At 61.1% G+C, this 14,874-nt stretch carries 12 protein-coding genes; 4 read left to right on the forward strand and 8 right to left on the reverse strand.

Annotated features, from left to right (window positions below):
* Positions 1 to 21 precede the first annotated feature (21 nt).
* From ACK9YZ_RS31790 to ACK9YZ_RS31820, 7 genes are all read right to left on the reverse strand, one after another.
* The gene (locus tag ACK9YZ_RS31790) at positions 22 to 1,074 is read right to left on the reverse strand and encodes a LacI family DNA-binding transcriptional regulator (protein WP_416067447.1); all 1,053 of its coding nucleotides are present in this window, start codon (positions 1,072 to 1,074) and stop codon (positions 22 to 24) included.
* 58 nt (positions 1,075 to 1,132) lie between these two features.
* Positions 1,133 to 1,963 carry a DeoR/GlpR family DNA-binding transcription regulator gene (locus ACK9YZ_RS31795; RefSeq protein WP_216759914.1) on the reverse strand — a complete coding sequence of 277 codons (831 nt, stop codon included), beginning with the start codon at positions 1,961 to 1,963 and terminating at the stop codon, positions 1,133 to 1,135.
* Positions 1,964 to 2,087: 124 nt separating this feature from the next.
* Entirely contained in the window at positions 2,088 to 2,510 is a 423-nt protein-coding gene (locus ACK9YZ_RS31800; protein WP_216759915.1) for a RidA family protein, read from the reverse strand.
* 35 nt (positions 2,511 to 2,545) lie between these two features.
* Positions 2,546 to 4,198, reverse strand: a complete 1,653-nt coding sequence (locus tag ACK9YZ_RS31805) for a hydantoinase B/oxoprolinase family protein (RefSeq protein WP_416067448.1) — start codon at positions 4,196 to 4,198, stop codon at positions 2,546 to 2,548.
* The gene (locus tag ACK9YZ_RS31810) at positions 4,195 to 6,249 is read right to left on the reverse strand and encodes a hydantoinase/oxoprolinase family protein (RefSeq protein ID WP_416067449.1); all 2,055 of its coding nucleotides are present in this window, start codon (positions 6,247 to 6,249) and stop codon (positions 4,195 to 4,197) included. Before ACK9YZ_RS31810 ends, ACK9YZ_RS31805 begins: the two co-directional genes overlap by 4 nt.
* Before the next feature lie 37 nt (positions 6,250 to 6,286).
* A complete protein-coding gene (locus ACK9YZ_RS31815; protein ID WP_416067450.1) occupies positions 6,287 to 7,600 on the reverse strand; it encodes an NAD(P)/FAD-dependent oxidoreductase in 1,314 nt (437 codons plus the stop codon).
* A 22-nt stretch (positions 7,601 to 7,622) separates the two neighbouring features.
* Positions 7,623 to 8,336: an SDR family NAD(P)-dependent oxidoreductase gene (locus tag ACK9YZ_RS31820; RefSeq protein ID WP_216759919.1), complete on the reverse strand. Its 714-nt coding sequence runs from the start codon at positions 8,334 to 8,336 to the stop codon at positions 7,623 to 7,625.
* 275 nt (positions 8,337 to 8,611) lie between these two features.
* Between ACK9YZ_RS31820 and ACK9YZ_RS31825 the strand changes: the two genes are divergently transcribed.
* Genes ACK9YZ_RS31825 through ACK9YZ_RS31840 form a run of 4 tightly spaced genes read left to right on the forward strand, consistent with a single transcriptional unit; the run spans position 8,612 to position 13,673 of the window.
* Positions 8,612 to 10,321 (forward strand): ABC transporter ATP-binding protein, encoded by a 1,710-nt coding sequence (locus ACK9YZ_RS31825; RefSeq protein WP_416067451.1) that lies wholly within the window; start codon positions 8,612 to 8,614, stop codon positions 10,319 to 10,321.
* The gene (locus ACK9YZ_RS31830) at positions 10,321 to 11,292 is read left to right on the forward strand and encodes an ABC transporter permease (protein ID WP_416067452.1); all 972 of its coding nucleotides are present in this window, start codon (positions 10,321 to 10,323) and stop codon (positions 11,290 to 11,292) included. The genes ACK9YZ_RS31825 and ACK9YZ_RS31830 overlap by 1 nt, the downstream gene beginning before the upstream one ends.
* Positions 11,289 to 12,116: an ABC transporter permease gene (locus ACK9YZ_RS31835; protein WP_216759922.1), complete on the forward strand. Its 828-nt coding sequence runs from the start codon at positions 11,289 to 11,291 to the stop codon at positions 12,114 to 12,116. The genes ACK9YZ_RS31830 and ACK9YZ_RS31835 overlap by 4 nt, the downstream gene beginning before the upstream one ends.
* Before the next feature lie 27 nt (positions 12,117 to 12,143).
* Entirely contained in the window at positions 12,144 to 13,673 is a 1,530-nt protein-coding gene (locus tag ACK9YZ_RS31840; RefSeq protein ID WP_416067453.1) for an ABC transporter substrate-binding protein, read from the forward strand.
* Positions 13,674 to 13,911: 238 nt separating this feature from the next.
* Here ACK9YZ_RS31840 and ACK9YZ_RS31845 read toward each other — a convergent pair whose 3' ends face one another.
* Entirely contained in the window at positions 13,912 to 14,844 is a 933-nt protein-coding gene (locus ACK9YZ_RS31845; RefSeq protein WP_416067454.1) for a cupin domain-containing protein, read from the reverse strand.
* Between the last annotated feature and the right edge of the window lie 30 nt (positions 14,845 to 14,874).

Here is a 14,874-nt window from a genome sequence, read left to right on the forward strand (position 1 = left end):
ACTGAGGTGAGGCACAGCGGGTCAGGAGTCGAATCTGTTCCTGCCGCAGCTTGCTCTTACGAGGAACTCGTAGGGTAACAGCTGCGGCTCTGCAATCTCGCGGTCCTCTTCAATGAGGCGAAGGAGCGTCTGGGCTCCCAGGAACCCAAGCTGCCTGCGCGGCACCGAGATCGTCGTCAACGCCGGGCTGAACGCTTCGGCGACCGGATGATTGTCGAAGCCGATGAAAGCGATTTGTTCCGGCACTTTTATGCCACACTCCTTGGCGACCTGGATAGCGCCGAAGGCAAGCTCGTCGCTGGCGCACAATATCGCATCCGGCAAATGTCGTCGGCTGACGATGCTGCGCATGGCATCTCGCCCGGCGTTGATGTCGAATGAGGGGAGGTGCTGAACGTCACTATGTTCGTTGAGGCCCGCTTGCCGCATTGCGCTTCGATAGCCTTGCGCACGAGCGGCAAAAATTGAGCTTTGTTCCGGCCCCCCGATGTGCACGATACGGCTGCGGCCGAGAGAAAGCAGATATTGCGTCGCTTCGACTGCTGCCTTTTCATTATCGATGCCGACGAAGGCGATTCCCGGGTTTGCCACGGGTCTGGAGATCGCAACGATTCTGCGATTGTAGTGCGAAAGCTCCCCCAGTTCAGTCGGCAGGTGACCGTTGAGCAGGATCAGACCGTCGGCCGTTCCGGTAATCAGCTGCCGGGCGAGGGCAATTTCCCGTTCCCTACTTCCCTTCGTGCTGCCGACGATGACACCGATATTGTGTTCCTCGAGTGCTTCCTCGATTCCCAATATGACATCCGGATGGGAAAAGGCGGCTATGTTGGGGACAATGACAAGGATCTGGTTGGCTTTTCGCGACCGGAGCATGCGCGCATTATGATTTGCGACATAACCACTTTCCCGGGCGATCTCTGCGATGCGCGCCCGCGTTTGCGGCGTCACGGCCGACGAACCCGACAGGGCTCGGCTGACCGTCGACGGATTGACGCCTGCGAGCCGGGCGATATCAACGATCGTAACGCTCGCCTTCGAACGCGCCGTCACTCCTTTGCCTTTTGGTAGGGTCACGGGCGGTCAGCATTGTCAATGGAAAGAAAGCGAGCGCTTCCGTGGTTGTTCTGCAACCTCACTCAGGCTCCTCCTGGATCTCATCGACATAAGGCGCAATGATGAGATCCGCGACGACGGAGGCATATCTTGCCCGTTCCTCGGCATTGAGACCCTCGTCGGTGATGATGCGGTTGATCCTTTCGATGGGGGTCGTGCGATAAATTGCCCGGCTGCCGAAACGGCTGCTGTCGATCAGAAGCGTCGTTTCGACCGACGCATCGATCATCGCGCGCTGCAGCTGGACCAGTTCCAGGGACGTGTCGCTCGCGCACTCCGTGTCGACTGCCTGAGAAGACAGGAAAAGATGATCGCAGCGCAGCTCGCGAACGAAATTGATCGCCGTTTCCCCGAGCAGGGAATAGGCCCCTGGGCGACAGATCCCACCGGGGACCACGAGCTTGATATGGTCTTTGTTGACGAGCACATCCGCAACATGCACGTCGTTCGTCACGACCGTCAGCGGTGTCGTCAATTCGGCGATGACATAGGCAAATTGATGCAGAGTCGAGCGGGAATCGATGAAGATGCTCTGCTCCGGCTGAAGCAGTTTTGCGGCCGCAACCGCGATGGCACGTTTTTCCTCGACTGCCGTCTGGCGCGCTTCATCGACCAGCTGTTCGAATGTCGTGCTGCGACGAACGCGCACGGCTCCCCCATGGGTCCTTCTCACGACACCCTGAGATGCCAGGAGATCGAGATCGCGACGGATCGTCGAGATGGAGGCGTTGAGCCGCTTTGCGAGATCCTGGCTCGAGGCAACCTGATTGGACGAAAACCATTCCATGATTTTCTCGCGCCGCTCGGCGGGCAAGAAGTCTTCCGGTTGCGGTGTTTCCGTCTCAGCCAAGAGCAGTCCCTCTTTCTTTCTCAATGGAATGCGACCTTACAGAAACAGCAGGAAAACTGAAAGCGGGGCAATCCCTCGCCCCGGTGATCGGCCGCCCGGACGTGCCGGACGGCCGATGATCTCTTTAGAGGCTGACGTTGATATATTCGGAGCCGGCCGCACCCACGCCCTTATAGGCGGTTACCTCGATTTCGACGCGGAAATCCGGACCGCCGAGCGGCGGGCAGGTCACCGTGCTGCAGGGATCGATGCCCCTGAACTTCTCTCCGACATAGGCCATGACGGAGGGGGCGTCAGCAACGTTCGGGATGACGACGCGCGAGCGAACGACGTCGGCAAGCGTTGCACCGACCGCTGCGAGAGCGCCCTCGATATTATGGAAGCACTGCTTGGCCTGTTCGACCGGATCGGTCGACATTTCCCGGGTCTTGTAATTGCGTCCTGCAGTGTTGGACACGAATACCCAATTGTCGACCGCAACGACGCGCGAGTAGCTTTCCTTTTCCTCATAGAGGCTGCCGGATTTGACTTTCGTTACCTTTACCACGAGTAAGACCCTTCCTTTGATGTGGGATTGAACGATCAGGCGGTTGCCGCCAGATGAGATTTTTGCTCGGCGCCGCGGCCATAGACGCGTTCGGCGAATTCGGCGGTGATGCGCTCTTCCTTGATGTCGCGGCGAATAGCCTCCACGGACCGGCCGGAAGGCGAGCCGTAGCCGCCGCCGCCGGGCGTCACCAGCTCGACCACCTGTCCTGACTTCAATTGCACCGTTCCGGGCAGATTCTGCTGGCCGTTGCCGAAATCGAAATGAGAACCGGTCGCCTGCAGGCCGCCCTCCAGCCCCCAGGGATAGACGGACAGCCGGCCACCCTCGACGCTGAACCGGCAATCGGCCTCGATCCGATAGACGCGCCGCAAGCCCATGCCGCCGCGCCAGGTGCCGGCTCCGGCCGAGCCGTTGACGAGTTCATAGCGCAGCAGCGTCAGAGGATATTCGAGCTCAAGCGCTTCGACCGGAAGGTTGGACGTGTTCGTCATGTGGACGTGCACGCCGCTCAGCCCGTCTGCCGTCGGACGCGCACCGCCGCCGCCGCCGATGGTCTCGAGATAGACCCAGAGCGAACCGTCCTCGCGCGTGCCGGTGAAGAGAGCGCCGGTGCAGGCACCGTTGCCCGCTGCCGTGACCCTGCCGGGCAAAGCTTTGGCGAGCGCACCCTGGACGAGGTCGGCAACCCGCTGGCACGCGGCAATGCGCCCGTCGACAGCAGCAGGGTGCTTGCAGTTGAGCAGCGACCCATGTGGTGCCTCGACGCTGATGGGCCGCGACAGACCGGCATTCGGCAGGATCGTCGGATCGATGACGGCCTTGACCGCATAATAGCAGGTCGCCAGAAGCGCGGTGTAGATGACGTTCAGCCCGGCAGGGACCTGCGGCGGTGCCTCGAAGGCGATGTGCATTGCATCGCCCTTGATAGTGATATCCACCTTGAGTTCCATCACATCGGAAAACTGGTTGCTGTCGAAGTAATCCGTAAAGCTGTAGACACCGTCCGGGATGGCAGCGATACCGGCGCGCATCTTGCGCTCGGCATAGTCCTGCAAGGCGTCGCCGGCGGAAAGGACGAGATCCGCGCCGTATTTCGTGCAGAGATCCTGCATGCGCTGGACGCAAAGCCGGTTGGCCGACATCTGGGCGCGCAGGTCCGACAACCGCTCGTGCGGGACCTGGCAGTTCAGCAGGAACATGTCCTGCAGGTCTTGCTGCAACTGACCCTGACGATAGAGCCGCACGGGCGGGATGCGCAGACCTTCCTGATAGATATGGGCATGGCCGCGGTCGGCGAAGTCGGCGTGGTGGGCGGTATTGACCGCCCACCCAACCATCGTCTCGCCATGAAAGATGGGTTCTGCGAGCACGATATCCGGCAGATGTGTTGCACCGCCCTCGTAGGCGTCATTGCCCATGAACACGTCACCCGGCTTGATATCGTCGGCGGCGAAGCGCTTGTTGATGTGCGGGATGATGCCGATGAAGCTGCCGAGGTGCATCGGAATGTGCTCGGCCTGGCACAGGGTGTTTCCATGCCGGTCGAAGAGGGCAGTGGAGCAATCGCGCCGCTCCTTGATGTTGGTCGAGTAGCTGGCACGCACCAGCGCCTCGCCCATTTCTTCGACGATCGACGTCAGCGCGCTGCCGATGACTTCCACGGTGATCGGGTCGATCTTGCTCATGCCCGCGTCTCCAGAATGAGGTTGAGATAGGGATCGACCGTCGCCTGCATATCCGGCAGGATGACGGTGGTGGTGTCCATCTGCTCGACGATTGCCGGACCGGCGATGCGGTTGCCCGGTTTCAATTTCTCGCGGGCATAGACGGGGCAGGGCACGAAATCCTTGGCCTCGTCCATATAGACCTGTCGTGAGCCGATGACGGCGGCGTCGCAGGACGGGCCGGCATCCGGCAATGAGGCAAGTTCGGCCTTGTTGACGACACCGGCCGCCTCAAGCCGCAACGTCACGATCTGGATTGCCTCGCCCTCGGCGATGAAGCCGAAGCGCTGCAGGTGAGCTTGCTCGAAGCCCTTGATCAGGGCAGCAAGGCTATTCGGTCCCAACGGACCAGCAGGCACGGCGACCTGCAGCTCGTAGTTCTGGCCGACATAGCGCATATCTGCGGTCCGATTGACAACGCGCCGACTTGGCTCGATTGACTCCTGATCGAACCAGGTGTCGGCCTGGGTTTCCAGTGCCTCAAAACCGCTGATCATCGGTTCGACGGCATTCTCATCGACTTTCATCAGACGAGAGATCGCGAAATCCGAGCGCAGATCGGTCAGAAGCAGGCCCAGAGCGCAGAGCGTGCCGGGGGTGAGCGGCACGATGATGCGGCTCATGTCGAGTTCCTTGGCAAGCCGGGCGGCGTGCAGCGGCCCCGCGCCACCGAATGCCATTAGCGCGTAGTCGCGTGGGTCATGCCCGCGCTGGACGCTGATCAGGCGGATGGCCTTGGCCATATTCGCCGTGACGACGGAAATGATGCCCTGCGCCGTCTCCATCAGCCCGAGGCCGAGTTGATCGGCAAGGCGCTGCACGGCTTCGATCGCGAGGTCACGCCGTACCTTCATGCGTCCGCCGAGGATTTCGACCGGATTGAGGGTCTGCAGAACGATATTCGCGTCGGTGACGGTCGCCTCCGTATTGCCGCGTCCGTAGCAGACCGGTCCGGGGTCGGCGCCTGCCGAGCGCGGGCCGACCTTCAACAGTCCGCCGCTGTCGACAAAGGCGATCGAGCCGCCGCCTGCACCGACCGTGTGGATGTCGAGCATCGGCGCCTTGATCGGATAGCCATGCACATTGGCTTCACCGGTGAGCTTGCAGATGCCGCCCTGCAGCAGTGCCACGTCGCTCGAGGTTCCACCGACGTCGAAGGTGATGATATTGTCGAAGCCGGCCAGTCGTCCGACCGCCTGGGCCGCCACGACGCCGGTGCTCGGACCGGACAGCACGGTGCGGACCGGAAGCTGCGCGGCCATGTCGAAACCGATGACGCCGCCGTTCGACTGCGTCAGCTGGGGGGCGACAGGCACGCCGAGCTCGCTCAGGCGCAGTTTCAGCCTGTCGATATAGCGCTGCATCACGGGGCCGAGATAGGCGTTCACGACCGTCGTCGACATGCGCTCGTATTCGCGAAATTCCGGCGCCACCAGATGCGAGGCGCTGACGAAGACATCAGGCATTTCTTCGCGAAGGATCTCGACCACCCGCTGCTCATGGGCGCTGTTCAGGAAGCCGTAGAGGAAGCAAACCGCGATTGCCTTGACGTCCTCCTCGGCAAGCTTGCGCACCGCGGCGCGCAGCTTTTCCTCGTCGAGCGAGCGATCCGTCGAACCATCGCATCTCAGGCGTTCGGGGACCTCCTGCCGGCGGTCACGGCTGACCAGGGTTTCCGGCTTTTCGGCGTTCATGTCGTAAAGGCTTGGGCGTTTCTGGCGGCCGATTTCCAGGAGGTCGCGAAAGCCGTCAGTGGTGATCAGCCCGGTGGCGACACCTTTGAGCTCGATCAGCGCGTTGGTGGCGACCGTGGTTCCGTGACCAAGGAAGGCCACATGCGCCGCCGTGCTGCCGACGGTTGCAAGCCCTTCGGAGACGCCGTCTGCAATTCCGCGTGAAGGATCGTCCGGTGTGGACGGTACTTTCCAGATGTCGAGCTTGCCGGTTTCGTCGTCGAACAGGCAGACGTCGGTGAACGTGCCTCCGGAATCTACGCCAATTCTCAATGCCATGTCTTCACCCTCTGTGGCCAAGGTTGTCGCAAGCGGATCAGGCTGCCTTGGTCTTCTTGAAACGATCGAAGCGGAATGGAGCGGGATCAACGCAGGGCCGCGCGCCGGTGACGAGATCGGCCATCAGCTTTCCAGCACCGGGACCGATGCCGAAACCATGTCCGGAGAAGCCGCTGGAAATGAAGAAGCCGGGAATGCCGCCGGCCGGAGAAATGACCGGAACAGCATCCGGCGTCACGTCGATCAGGCCGGCCCAGCTCTGCGTGATGCGGCTTTCGGCAAAGGCAGGAAACGCCTTGACGAGATGCGCAAGGCCTTCCCGGTTGAAGCGTTCGAAGGGGACCGGATCGAGAATGCGCACCTGTTCGAACGGGGAAATCTCGTCCGCCGCCCAGGACCTCGGCGTCCGCCATTCCTCGATGAACCGGTTGCCGACCCGAAGTTTCAGTTCGCGCCAGCTCTTGATGAGGGTTGGCACGAAATCGGCAAACAGCCGGAAGCTGTCCGGCACGATGGGCGCAATATTGGCGTTGCGCATGGCGATCGAAAAGCTGCCATCCAGCCGTCGCCGGAAGGAGAAATTGTCCGCGCCGACCGGCAGCTCGGGCACGCCCTCGACCGACGTCGCCCGCGCCACGGAACCGAGGATCTTCAGCTGCGGAAAATCAACGCCCATGTTTCCGCTGAAGAGCCGCGACCAGGCGCCGCCGGCAAGCACGACGGAGGAGCAGGCGATGCGTCCGCGTTCCGTGATTACGCCGCTCACGGCGCCTGCAGAGCGTTCGATCGCCCGGACCGCGCAGCCCGTCATTACGTGGGCGCCGGCGCGGAGGGCGCCGCGGGCAATCGCCGGGGCGGCCTTGAACGGTTCGGCACGGCCGTCGGTGGAGGTATGGAGTGCAGCGGTGAAGCCACCCGTCATGCCGGGAAGATGCTGGCGCAATTCCTCGCTTCGCAACAGGCGGGAATCGAGGTCGAATTCGCGAGCGTGTACCAACCAGGCCTCGTATTCGGCCTCCTGGCGCGCGTTGCGGCATAGATAGGCGATGCCGGTCTGCCGAAAGCCGGTTTCCTCGCCGATACGCGCGTTCATGCCCTTCCAGAGTGACAGGCTTTCGATGGCGAGCGGCAGTTCGGAGGGATCGCGGCCCATCTGCCGCACCCAGCCCCAGTTACGGCCGGACTGTTCGCCGGCGATGAGGCCCTTTTCGCAAACCGCAACGGATACGCCGCGTTCGGCAAGTTCCAGCGCCGTCGAGATGCCGACGATCCCGCCGCCGATGACGACGACGTCCACCTTCGCCGGCAGGGCCTGCGTGGAGGGGACGGCGTCGGGAATGATACGTGACATGGTTCTATCTCGCCGGCATTGATCAGAGCATGTCTTCGAGCCGGCAATTTACCAGCATCTCGGCCATGGCTGCATTGTTGGGAAGCTCGATCGCGGTACGCACGAGCGAGGCCAGCGTTTCCGGCTGGATCATCTCCTCGGGGGTGACCTTACTCGTGTAAGAGCTCATTTCGGTGCGCACGAAGCTCGGGCATATGGCCGTCGCCCGCACGCCTTTTTCCCAGGCGACATGGCGTGTCGTATGGGTCAGGCCCATCACCGCGAACTTGGTCATGTTATAGCCGACGAAGGCGTTCCTCACCCGCTTTCCGGACAGTGAGGCTATGTTGACGATGCGCCCGGCACCCGTCGCCTCGAGATGGGGCATGCAGAGGCGCGTGAGGCGCAGCGGGGCCTTCACGTTGACGGCCCAGAGCCGATCAAGAGCCTCGTCATTGTCATCCATGAGCGAGACGCGCTCGCCGAGGCCGGCATTGTTGACGAGAGCATCGATCCCCTGAAATTTCTCGGCAGCCGCCGCCACCCATTGCTCCGACGTTGCCGGATCATAGGCGTCGAAATGCGCATAGTGCAGCCGGTCGCTTTCCGGGCCGAGCTCCGCTTCCAGCGTTTTGACGTCGCGGGCGCCGAGACTGAGGCGATAGCCATGCTCGATGAGTTCGCGGGCGATCGCAAGACCAATCCCGCGGCTTGCGCCTGAGATCAGCACCACGCGTGAGTGATGTTCCGTTGTCATTGTCCATTCCCCTGTCGCGACTGACCAGTCGCGCATTCCTTTGCATTGACGGTAAGTGGGCTTTTCGTTTCTGGCAAGCCGGATTCTGGTAGAAACTTCAAAAAAAGCTTCAGAAACTCCCATCACTGAAAAGTTTCTACCAAAATACAAACGTATGCTTGACGGAGTTTGGCGCTTTATGCCTTAATAATTCAAAATATGCGCATAAGCGCTCAAAAACTACGGGAACGGGCTTGCCGGTAACGGTGGGCAGAAATCGCAGATCGGATCGCGGTATGCCGGGTAGGGAAGTTCTGAAAATCGACAATCTTTCCGTCGCCTTCAAGACGGGCGAGGGCCTGCGCGCTGCGGTCAACGGCGTGTCACTTGCGCTGACATCAGGTGAAATCCTCGGTCTCGTCGGTGAAAGCGGCAGCGGGAAAACCATCCTGTCGCTGGCTGCGATGGGTCTTCTGCCGCGCAATGCGGTGGTCACAAGCGGACGTGTCGACTTCGCCGGCGAAAATTTGCTGACGGCTCGGCCGGACGTCTTGCGAAAGCTGCGCGGCAAACGCATCTCGATGATCTTTCAGGATCCGATGGCGTCCCTGGATCCGGTATTCTCCTGCGGAAGCCAGATCGTCGAAGCGATCCTGCTGCATGAGCGGATGACGCGCCGCCAGGCCGGCGAGCGTGCTCGCGATCTGCTGGCACGAGTTGGGATCGCCGATCCGGCGCGCTGCATGCGCTCCTACCCTCACGAGCTTTCGGGTGGGCAATGCCAGCGCGTCATGATCGCCATGGCGGTTGCCTGCAAGCCCGATGTCATCATCGCCGATGAACCGACGACAGCCCTTGACGTTACGGTGCAGAAGCAGGTGCTCGGCCTTCTGCGCAGTCTCAACCAGGAGATGGGTGCTGCCATCCTGCTCATCACGCACGATCTTGGCGTCATCTACGAAGTCGCCGACCGCGTTGCCGTCGTCTACCGTGGCGACCTGATGGAGGAGGCCGCCACAGGTGATCTCTTCGCCGCCCCGCGCAGCCAATATACCAAGGCGCTGATCGCCTCGATGCCGTCCGTTTCCTCACCGAAGCTGCGTCTTCCGGTCATCGGCAGAGACGAAAGCGGCGCGATCGCAAGTATCGTCGAGGCACGCCCGGCGCAGAAGTTGCGGCCCGCTCCGGAACCGGAGAGCGCGACGCTCCTGAATATCCGCAATCTGACGAAGACATTCTGGACGCGGCAAAGCGCCCTTTCGGCGCCGCAGCCCTTCCGCGCCGTCGATGACGTCAGCCTTGCCATCCCGGCCCGTTCGACGCTCGGCCTCGTCGGCGAATCGGGTTGTGGGAAGTCGACCCTCTCACGGCTTGTCATGCGATTGATGCAGCCTGACAGTGGTTCCATCGAATTTGAGGGCCGCGATCTCGTCTCGCTCGACCACGATCGATTGCGTGCAGCCCGGCGCGACTTTGCCCTGGTGTTCCAGAACCCCTATGGCTCGCTCAATCCGCGACAGACGGTCACCGACCTTGTCGCCGCGCCGATCGACATCCACGAAAAGGGTCGCGATCGCGAAGCGACGGTTGCAAAGCTCCTCGATGCTGTCGGCCTGCCCCGGGATGCCATGCGTCGCTATCCGCACGAGTTCTCGGGCGGCCAGCGTCAGCGTATCGTCGTTGCCCGCGCTCTGGCCCTCAGGCCGAAGCTTCTGATTTGCGACGAAGCCGTCTCGGCACTCGATGTCTCCGTTCAGGCGCAGGTTCTCAACCTGCTGCAGGATCTGCAGGACGAATTCGACCTGACCTACCTGTTCATTTCCCATGACATGTCGGTCGTGCGCCACGTCAGCGATACGATCGCGGTGATGCAGAAGGGCAGGATCGTCGAGACCGGCCCTGCCGCGGATGTCTTCGACAATCCCAAGGCTGAATACACCCGAACGCTTCTCAGCGCCGTGCCCAAGATCGGCACTGTGCAGCCAACCGCTCTGGAGGTGCGTTGATGGAAACCCTGTCGACATTCGTCATCACGCTCGGATCGAGGCTCATCACGGCGCTGGTCCAGCTTTGGGTCATCGCGACCCTCGTCTTTTCCATCATGTACATCATGCCGGGGGATCCGGTGCTACTGCTGCTCGGGCCGGAGAGCAATCCTTCCCCGGAAACGGTCGCCGCGATGCGCCATCAGCTGGGTCTAGACCAGCCCGTCCTCTCCCAATATTTCAAATGGCTCGGCAATGCCGCAAGCGGCGATCTCGGCAACTCGCTCGACGGCGTTCCGGTCATGGAATACGTGACCTCCAGTCTTCCCAAGACCATCGAACTTGCGAGCGCCGCAATCGTCCTTGCCGCCATCATCGGCGTACCCGTCGGCATTGCGGCAGCGTTGCGACGCGGACGTTTTCTCGATGGCCTTTTGACCTCGCTCTCGACGCTCGGCATTTCGGTGCCTGTCTACATTCTCGGGTCGCTTCTCATCCTGCTGCTGAGCCTCAAGCTCGGATGGCTCCCGTCGAGCGGCTACACCGACATTTCCCGGAACGCCTTCCTGCATTTCCAGAAGCTGACCCTGCCGGCGGTCACGCTCGGCCTCGGGCTCGCCGCTTCCATCGCCCGCATGACGCGCTCATCGATGCTGGAGATCCTGGGTCGTGATTTCGTGCGGTCTCTGCGGGCGAGGGGCATGCGCGAACGCCGCGTGATCTGGCTTCACGTGCTGCGCAATGCGGCAATCCCGATCGTGACGATCATCGGCCTGCAGCTCGGCAATCTGATGGGCGGCACGGTTCTGGTCGAAGCCCTCTTCAACTGGCCGGGCTTGAGCACCCTTCTCGTCACGGCTGTTTCCAACCGCAACTATCCCCTGGTCCAGGGAAGCATCCTGACCATCGCGGCGTTGTTCATCCTGATCAATCTGTGCGTCGACATCCTCTACAGCCTGCTCGATCCACGCATCCGCCGGAAACGCGCATGAAGACGACTTTTCTTTTTCGCCGACCGCTCGTCGCCTCCAGTCTCGTCGTCGTGACGGTGGTTCTCGGGATCGCCCTGGCAGGGCCTCTCCTTGCCCCGCACGATCCCCTCGCCATCAACCAGAATGCGGTCAACCAGGCGAGTTCGACGCAATACCTGCTCGGCACCGACGAGTTCGGCCGCGATATCTTATCGCGTCTCCTGGTCGGCATCCGTCCGACGATCCTGGTGGCGGTCATTTCCACCATCATCGCCGCGATTGGCGGAACGGCCTGCGGCATCGTCGGCGCCTACAGCCGGCCGGTGTTTGCCTTCTTCGTCATGCGCGGCGTCGATATCATGCTGAGCTTCCCGGCAATCCTGCTTGCGTTGCTGGCCGTCGGGTTCTGGCGCAGTGGCGTGGTAAGTCTCAGCGTGGTCATCGGCATCATCTTCATCCCGCAATTTGCGCGCGTTGCGCAATCGGCGACCTTGCAGGTGATCAGGCAGGAATTCGTGGAAGCCGAGCACGCCATGGGCGCGCGCTACCTTCGGGTCGTCTTGCGGGCGATCCTGCCCAACATTCTTTCGCCGCTGGTGGTTCAGGCCACGTTGACGATCGCAGCGGCGATCCTGCTCGAATCGGGCCTGAGTTTCCTCGGTCTCGGCATCGTGCCGCCCGAACCGTCATGGGGGCAGATGATCGGGACGGCGCGCGGCTATCTCAGCCAGAATCCCATGTATGTGGTCTGGCCCTCCGTATGCCTCGCGGTCACCGTTCTCGCCATCAACGTCCTCGGCGATGCGCTTCGCGACCATCTCGATCCGAGACTTCGCGAAAACTGACAATCTTCAACAAAGAAAGGGAACATCATGAAGCGAATTCTCAAAATGGCTCTCGCTGCGAGCCTTCTGGGGCTGACGGCGACGAGTGCGCTCGCCGGCGGCACCCTTTACTTCGGCCTTTCGGGAGAGCCGTCGACCCTCGACACGATCATCCAGCCAGGCACCTCCGGCCGCACCGTCAAGCTGGCGATCCATCGCGGACTTGTAAATTATGGCGTCGATGGAAAGATCACACCGGAACTGGCCGAAAGCTACGACATCAGCCCCGATGCCAAGGTGTTCACGTTCCATCTGCGGCAGGCCACGTTCCACGATGGCTCTCCGGTAACGGCCGCCGATGTGAAAGCCTCCCTGGAGAGAATTCTCGACCCCAACGGCAAAGCAGCCTTCCGTAATGAGCTTTCGATCATATCGAAGATCGAGACGCCGGACGAAAAGACCGTAAAACTGACCCTTTCGAGCCCGTCGGTCGCGCTCGTCGATTATCTGGCGCTGCCGGAATCCGTCATCGTGCCGGCAGCGTGGCTCGCAAAGAACGCCGACAATCCGACCGCCTCGCCGATTGGTGCCGGGCCGTTCAAATTTGCGGGCTGGACGCGCGGTCGAGAGATCGTCGTCAAGAAATATGATGGCTACTATAAACCCGGCAAACCGGATCTGGACGAGGTCCATTACGTCTTCTACAGCGACGAGAATACGCGCGTGAACGCGCTGAAATCGGGCGACGTCGACATTATCGACTATGTGCCGGCCAAAGACGCTGCAGATCTCGAAAAAGGCCCCGATACCGAGCTCCTGCGAAACACCGGTCCGTTCATGGGACTGCAGTTCAATACAAAATTCGAACCGTTTTCGAAGCCGGAAGTTCGCCAGGCAATCGCCTATGCCGTCGATCGCAGCGTCATCATCAATACCGCCTTCAATGGCCTGGGCAGCCCGATTTACGGCATTGCTATTCCGAAGGGCTACATGGGCTATTCCGAAGCCAAGGTGAACTATTTCTCGCATGACATCGAGAAGGCCAAGGCGCTTCTCGCCAAGGCCGGATATCCGAACGGCTTCGAGGCGCGATTGCTTGCGTCGTCGCAATATAGTTTCCATCAGAATACGGCGATTGCCATTCAATCGGAGCTCGCCAAAATCGGCATCAAGGTGAAGCTCGACCTGCCGGACTGGGCCAGCCGCATGGCCAAGGCGACTGCCGCTGATTACGATTTTACCGTGCTCGGCAGCCTTGGTGAAATTACCGACGCCGACTGGCTGAGCAACTACTACTACGGCGGTGCCAAGCTCGTCCGCACAAACAACTCGCCCTACTTCAACGATCCGCAGATCAACGAACTGCTCGATAAGGGAAGGAGCACAGTCGACAAGGTGGAACGAGCGAAAATCTACGACGCGTTCGTCGATAGAGCCCTCGAGCTATCGCCGCTTGTTTACTTCATGTGGCGTGAACAGAATTACGCGGTCAAGAAAGGCGTGACCGGCTTTACGAACATGCCGGGCTTCTTGACGTTCCAGTCGGGCCTCAGCATCGAGAACACCAAGATCGAATGATATATTCAAGGCTGCCGGACGCGATAGGCGTTCGGCAGTCCGACTTCAATCGACGGTTAGAATTTCGCGCCGGACAAAAGTAGTAGGGACCAGTTTTTCCGCGGCGACGGCATTCTTGTGCGGACGATCTGAATGAGGGCCGCCGGCCCTCGGGAGGAAAGTCGCGTCTGCCGCGATGCGCCCGCCACAAGCGGTCATATCAAACTGTTACCGCTGACCGGTCAGCAGCGGGTAGCGATCATGAGATCGCAGGCATGCCAGGGCTGGCACTGCCGGCGTGCCTTCTGGCGAACCTGCCCGGGGAGCAGCCGAGCCTTTTGCTGAACGCTGTGCTGAAGGCGCTGGCGGATTCGTAACCTATTTCATCGGCGATCCTGTCGAGCGACTTTGCGCCGCTCAGCAGTGCATGCTTGGCAATAGCGATGCGCCAGCGCCCCAGATATTCGATTGGCGCACAACCAACAACCTCGTTGAATCGCGCGGCGAAGGCCGATCGCGACATGCCCGCTATTCCTGCAAGATTGGCTACCGTCCACCTCCTCCGAACGTCTTCATGGATGGCCCGCAGGACTCGGGCCATGGCGGGATCGCGCAGCGCGTTTAATAAGCCCGCCGAAGCTGCGTTGTTGCCGATAATGTCCCACCTCAATGCCTCTACCAGCAGCGTCTCCAGCAGGCGTTGGATGATCAATTCTTTGCCGGGATAGTCGGCAATGCCCTCCTCAGACAGCAGTTCGATCAAGCGCCCAAATCGCGTTCCGCGTCCCGCTGAAGCGGGAATATGAATTGTATCGGGCAGCAGCTCGATCAGCAGCGGCGCGTTGACACTCTCAATCGAGAAGCTTCCGCCCAGTGCCGCAAAATCGGAATCTCCTTCTTGCTCGCCGTGTCGGACAGCTTCAGCCAGAGGCTCAGCAGGAATGCAAGGGACGCCCGGTTTGCTGCACAGCGAGAACGCCGGCGTAGTCGGCAAGAGGAGAAAATCGCCTTCAGTGATGCGGAGCGGCTCCCGTTTATCGAACGTGACCCATGCCTCTCCGGTCAGGACGACCGTAAACCCGGGTGCGTCATAGGATCTATAGCGAACGCCCCATTGGCCGCGCCCGGAGATGGGCTTCGCTATCGCGGCGCTCGGGTGCAAGAGGGCGATGATATCGCTAAGAGGATCCATGGAGGCTGGACGATCTATAACATAATGTGG

This window comes from Rhizobium sp. ZK1 (assembly GCF_047782645.1).
GTDB lineage: Bacteria > Pseudomonadota > Alphaproteobacteria > Rhizobiales > Rhizobiaceae > Rhizobium.